This is a genomic window from Saccharopolyspora sp. NPDC000995, from assembly GCF_053599315.1.
In genome coordinates this window covers 1-5232 of record NZ_JBSFLZ010000223.1, presented here as the reverse complement: position 1 = coordinate 5232, position 5232 = coordinate 1, and the positions used below count along the sequence as shown (strand labels likewise).

The following is a 5232-nucleotide window of genomic DNA, read 5'->3' as shown; positions in this document are numbered from 1 at the left end:
GGAGAAGACTCGGGCCAGGACCCAACCTCTCGTCCGGTGGGTCCTGGCCCGAATCCCCACACGTGGTATCCCAACCACGAAAGTAAACTGCGGAAAATGGCCGCCCTGGCTTAAGGAATCCAAGTCGTCGCAGCCATTCACATAATCATTTGACGCATCGTTAGTGCACAGTGTTGTGGCTGGAGTGAGAGGTGAAATCGTGGTTCTTCCGTCAAGGGTACCTCAGCTCGCTGATCTCGACTTGCTGCTGTCAGTCGAAAACTATGGCAGCGTGGGAAAAGCCGCTCAAGCTCACAGTATGTCACAGCCAGCCGCCAGTATGCGGCTCCGTGCAATGGAGCGTCGCCTTGGTTTCCAACTGCTGGAACGCTCTCCTATCGGTTCGCAGCTCACAACTGAGGGAGAAGTACTAGCGAAGTACGCCCGTAATGTCATAGACGCGGTGCGAGAATTATGGGAATGTGGATCCGCGTTCCATTCCTCCGAGGCGAATCGTCTAAGAGTTGCGTGCAGCTTGGCTGTCGCCGAGCATCTGGTCCCTGAATGGTTGAATCGTGCCAGCGTTTCTCTTGGCGAGGCCTGTGTTGAGGTGCAGACCGGAAGTGCCGATTCGCTCTGTGACCTGGCCCGTACGAGCGCTGTCGATCTCGCGTTCATTGACGGTTGGAGCCAAGCCGGAGGACATGTGCAGAAACAATTGTCCGATGAGTTGGTTGCACGCTACATATGCGACGACGAGCTGGTCGTGGTAGTCGGCGCAACGCACCCGTGGACCACTAGGTCCAGCCCCTTGACGGTGCAGGAGCTGGCATCGACGAAACTCGTCCTGCGCGAGCGGGGTTCGGGACTTCGTGAGTTCACGGAGGAATTACTGGGAACTCCTATCGGCACGCGAAGTTACGTCGAATTTTCCTCTAGTGCTGCGATCAAGCAAGCAGTCGCTACTGGCCAGAGAGCGACAGTGATCAGTATCTCCAGCGTGAAAGCCGAGCTCAACGAAGGTCGGCTGCATCGCGTGGACGTCGACCAGGAAATGCCGGTGAGACCCATTTACGCCGTGTGGAGCGAACGCCAGAGGCTCAACCCATATGCACAAGAGCTGGTTGAGATTGCGGCGTCTCGGGATACTCCGACGTCAATAGATCGGCCCAGAGATCGACTGTTATCGACTCATAGGGATGGATACCACACAGCAACAATAGGATAGATCGAGCGCTCGGCGTGAATGGTCTACCAAAAAACCGCGCGTCAAGTGCAGCGCGCAAAGGAGGAAAACGATAGATGTCAACTCTGGCTGAATTGGCCCACACGCTGGTCTCCAATAGGCGCGGAATTCTCGCTGCCGACGAGAGCATCGGAACGATGTCGTCCCGACTGGAAAACGTCGGAGTGCAACCAACAGAGGAAAACCGGCGCGCTTATCGCGAATTGATTGTCACCACACCACGACTCTCCGAGTCAATTAGCGGCGTTATCCTCGCCGACGAAACATTCCGCCAGAAACTGTCGGATGGACGGACCTTTCCGAACGCGCTCTCGGACATCGGGCTTCTTGCCGGCATCAAGGTCGACACCGGAGCCAAGCCGTTGGCGGGGGCCCCGAACGAGAAGGTCACGGAGGGCCTCGACGGGTTGCGCGAACGCGTGGAAGAGTACGTACGCCTTGGAGCGACTTTCGCCAAGTGGCGCGCGGTATTCACGATTGGCGCCAACCTACCGACGGTCCGTGCAACGCGGGCGAACGTGCACGCGTTGGCACGCTACGCTGGTCTCTGCCAGGAAGGGGGCCTGGTGCCTATCGTGGAACCTGAGGTGCTGATGGACGGTGCCCACTCGCTGGAGCAGTGTCACCAAGTGACGACTGCGGTGCTGCGCTCCTTGTTCGACGAGCTTGCGCTCATGCAGGTGCAGTTCGACGGCATGGTCCTAAAGCCCAACATGGTGGTAGCTGGGATGGACAGTCCGGATCAGCCCACGGTAGAAGAAGTCGCCAGGGCCACGGTGGACGCACTGCGCGAGACGGTGCCACCGTCTGTACCGGGCATCGCCTTCCTTTCCGGTGGACAAAGTCCGGAGGTAGCGACAAAGCATCTTGGGGCCATGCAGAACCTTGACCAGCTTCCTTGGGAGCTGACCTTCTCGTTCGGGCGGGCGCTGGTTGGTCCTGCTCTGGAGACGTGGCGGGGCAGCTACGACGCGTTGGATGCCGCCCAAAAGGCGCTCTCCGAACGAGCTGTTGCCAACGCCGAAGTCCGGTGACGTCTCGATGAAGCGCACGACCGGATCGGCGACATGGTTGCCGATTCGGTCGGCGGCGGTCTAGCGCTTATCGTCGGCGTGGCTGGAGATGCCGGGGATAGTTGGCGCTGCATCGACGGACCTGCCGTAGGTCAGACGACTCTGCACATCGGCTGCTGGCGGGACTTCCCCCAGTTCGGGCGCGATACCGGTAGGTGTCAGCGTATTCGAACGACGACGCGAGCGCGCTCGCTCACCTTCAGATAATTCGGACCATCTCGTGCCATCGCTTGTTCGACTGGAGTGGATGTTTATGAGCAGTCAGGGCTGCCTGGACTGGCTGTGCCCGGAGCCCGAAGACCTTAGCCCGTCCGGCGGGCTCGGGGTACCCGATCGCAACCTAGCTCTCGACCTCGTGCGTGTTACCGAGGCCGCCGCGATCGCGGCTGGCCGGTGGGTAGGACGCGGCGACAAGGAAGGTGGCAACCTCGCCGCCATCGACGCGATGCGCAAGCTCATCATGTCGGTGCCGATGCGGGGCCTTGTGGTGATCGGTGAAGCCGAGAAAAGCGTGCCTACCCTGTTCAAAGGTGAGGAGGTCGGCGACGGCGACGGCCCGGCGTGCGACGTCGGGATCAGCCCGGTCGACGGCACCACCTTGATGGCCAAGGGCGCACCCAACGCGCTTACAGTGCTCACTGTAACCGAGCGCGGTGCGATGTACGTCCCGTCGCCAGTCTCCTACATGGACAAGCTGGCCGTCGGCCCGGACTGTGTTGACGTTGTCGACATCAATCGCCCAGTGGCTGATAACCTGCGGGCAGTGGCCGTGGCCAAGGATATTCAAGTGTCAGACGTTACCGTTGCCATCCTCGACCGGCGCCGTCACCTGGAGCTCGTGGGCAAAGTCCGCGATGCAGGCGCGAAGGTACACCTGATAGAGGGCGGCGACGTCGCGGGCGCGATTGCCGCAGCGCTGCCCGAGAGCGGCGTGGACATACTGCTGGGCACCGGCGGCGCGCCAGAGGGGGTCATCGCCGCCGCTGCCCTCTCCTGCATGGGCGGGTCACTGCAAGTCCGGCTTTTGCCCAAGGACGCCACCAAGCAGCGCGAACTCGAGCCTGGCCACGGCTTCGGCAAGGTTCTGCACACAGGTGACTTGGTGCGCGGGGAGAACGTCTTTTTCTGCGCCACTGGTGTGACTAGCGGCGACCTGCTGCGCGGTGTGCACTACCGCTCGGGCCGCGCGACGACGCAGTCCATTGTGATGCATTCGAAATCGAGTACGGTGCGGATCGTTAAGGGCGATCACCGGCTAGTACGGCAGCCGGTGCGCCCAGTGATCAGGAGGTGATCGTGTAGTCGGGTCATGACCTGGTCAGGAGCTCGTCGTCGCTTGCCGGTGTGAGTCCGGTCCGGGTAGCTGTCAGGAGGCCCGGTAGGAGGCTGGCGGCTTGGTCTGGAAACGGGCCGGGTCGAAGCCCAGCGTCGAAAGCCCCTTTGGGGGAAGCAACTGATCGGTCCGTAGCGGAAGCGAAGCCTGCCGCTTCGTTAGGCATTGGGGGAGAGCCGAGCCGGGCGGTTCACGGTGAGGGTTATGGAAGCGGTGAAGATCCTGGATAGGCAGCCGTGAGGGACTCCTCGGCGTAAGAGGGCGCGCGGAACGTTCAGATAGTGGCGGCGGGAACCGGGGAGGCCCTCCCCGGCCGAAGCGTTCTGCGAATGACGTGGACAAGCTCGTCCTATAACCGGTGTGGAGCCGGGAAGTGGATGGGGTGCCGGGAGGGAGTCGGAGGCGGTCGTAGTACTGATCGAGCCGTGTGGACAACATAACCGTCGGTGAGGGAAGGGCCGCTGCTTCGTTCGTGCATAGTGTTGAGTAGGAGGGGCCCGGTGAGTGTCGATCAGGCTGGTTCCGCCGCAGCGGGGTCCATGATGGACTCGGTTCGTGCCTGGCAGCATGTGTTTTACCGAGCGGCCAAGGTTGATTCGCCGACGACGGTTTCATGCGCTGCGAGACAAGGTCTTTCGCGGAGACGTCTTGTGGCGTGCGTGGGTTGCGGTGCGGCAGGTGTTCATCCCGAAGCGGGTAGTAAGGAGCGTAGGCCCCTGGCCATCGCCGCGGTCCAGGACCGCATTGTGCAGGCCGCTGTAAAGATCGTGCTCGAGCCGGTCTTTGAAGCCGATTTCCTGCCGTGTAGTTTCGGATTTTGTCCGAAACGCTCGGCGCACGATGCCCTGCAAGTCTTGATTGATGAGTCGTGACAGGGCAAGCGGTGGGTGGTCGAAACGGACATCGCTGATTGTTTTTCAGCGATTCCGCGTAAGAAGTTGATGCAAGGCGGTCGAGCAACGCATTAGAGATCAGGGCGTCCTGAAGCTGCTGCGCGCGATGTTGAGTGCGGGCGTGATGAAGGAAGGGGCGGTTCGCCGGGATGCGTCCGGAACCCCGCAGGGCGGTCCGGCATTACCGTTGCTGTGCAACGTGTACCTGCACCGGCTGGACCGGGCATGGGACACCGGCGAGCACGGTGTGCTGGTGCGCTACTGCGACGACCTGGTGGTGATGTGTCAGACACGGGAGCAAGCCGAAGCTGCCTTGGAGCGGCTGAGGACCTGGCTGGGTGATCTTGGGTTGGAACTCAAGGCCTCCAAGACCCGCATCGTGCATTTGGTCGAGGGAGGACAGGGGCTGGAGTTCCTGGGCTTCCATAACCGACTGGTGCGCGGGCGGACTCCTCGGTCGGCGCATCTGGTCTTCCTCGCCAGCTGGCCTGCACGCAAGGCAGTCCACCATGCCCGGGACCGAATACGGTCGATAACGGCCCGGTCCCGGCTGCTGGTACCGGCCGAGCAGATCGTGGAGGAACTCAACCTGTTCCTGCGCGGGTGGGCGGGATACTGCGTGTCCAGGAGGGACGCGCGATCGGATCGGAGGATGGTGGGTCTGATGGTGTGATCGTGGTGTCTGAAGCTGTTTGTCGCCTGCGGGTG

The 5232-nt window shown here is 61.7% G+C and carries 5 protein-coding genes; all 5 read left to right on the top strand.

What is annotated here, in order from left to right; genetic code table 11:
- Positions 1-163 precede the first annotated feature (163 nt).
- The 5 genes from ACWDKQ_RS34995 (at position 164) to ACWDKQ_RS34975 (ending at position 5197) form a co-directional block, all read left to right on the top strand.
- Positions 164-1207, top strand: a complete 1044-nt coding sequence (locus tag ACWDKQ_RS34995) for a LysR family transcriptional regulator (RefSeq protein WP_450143044.1) — start codon at positions 164-166, stop codon at positions 1205-1207.
- A gap of 74 nt (positions 1208-1281) precedes the next feature.
- On the top strand, positions 1282-2259 hold the full coding sequence (locus ACWDKQ_RS34990; protein WP_450143043.1) for a class I fructose-bisphosphate aldolase: 978 nt from the start codon (positions 1282-1284) through the stop codon (positions 2257-2259).
- A gap of 292 nt (positions 2260-2551) precedes the next feature.
- Positions 2552-3592 (top strand): class II fructose-bisphosphatase, encoded by a 1041-nt coding sequence (glpX, locus tag ACWDKQ_RS34985; RefSeq protein ID WP_450143042.1) that lies wholly within the window; start codon positions 2552-2554, stop codon positions 3590-3592.
- Positions 3593-4131: 539 nt separating this feature from the next.
- Positions 4132-4503: a hypothetical protein gene (locus tag ACWDKQ_RS34980; protein ID WP_450143041.1), complete on the top strand. Its 372-nt coding sequence runs from the start codon at positions 4132-4134 to the stop codon at positions 4501-4503.
- A 91-nt stretch (positions 4504-4594) separates the two neighbouring features.
- Positions 4595-5197 (top strand): reverse transcriptase domain-containing protein, encoded by a 603-nt coding sequence (locus tag ACWDKQ_RS34975; protein ID WP_450143045.1) that lies wholly within the window; start codon positions 4595-4597, stop codon positions 5195-5197.
- Positions 5198-5232 lie beyond the last annotated feature (35 nt).

What these genes read in the sequence shown, in the direction of transcription:
- glpX (WP_450143042.1), top strand. Translation starts at nt 2,552, where the DNA reads ATGAGCAGTCAGGGCTGCCTGGACTGGCTGTGCCCGGAGCCCGAAGAC.
- ACWDKQ_RS34990 (WP_450143043.1), top strand. Translation starts at nt 1,282, where the DNA reads ATGTCAACTCTGGCTGAATTGGCCCACACGCTGGTCTCCAATAGGCGC.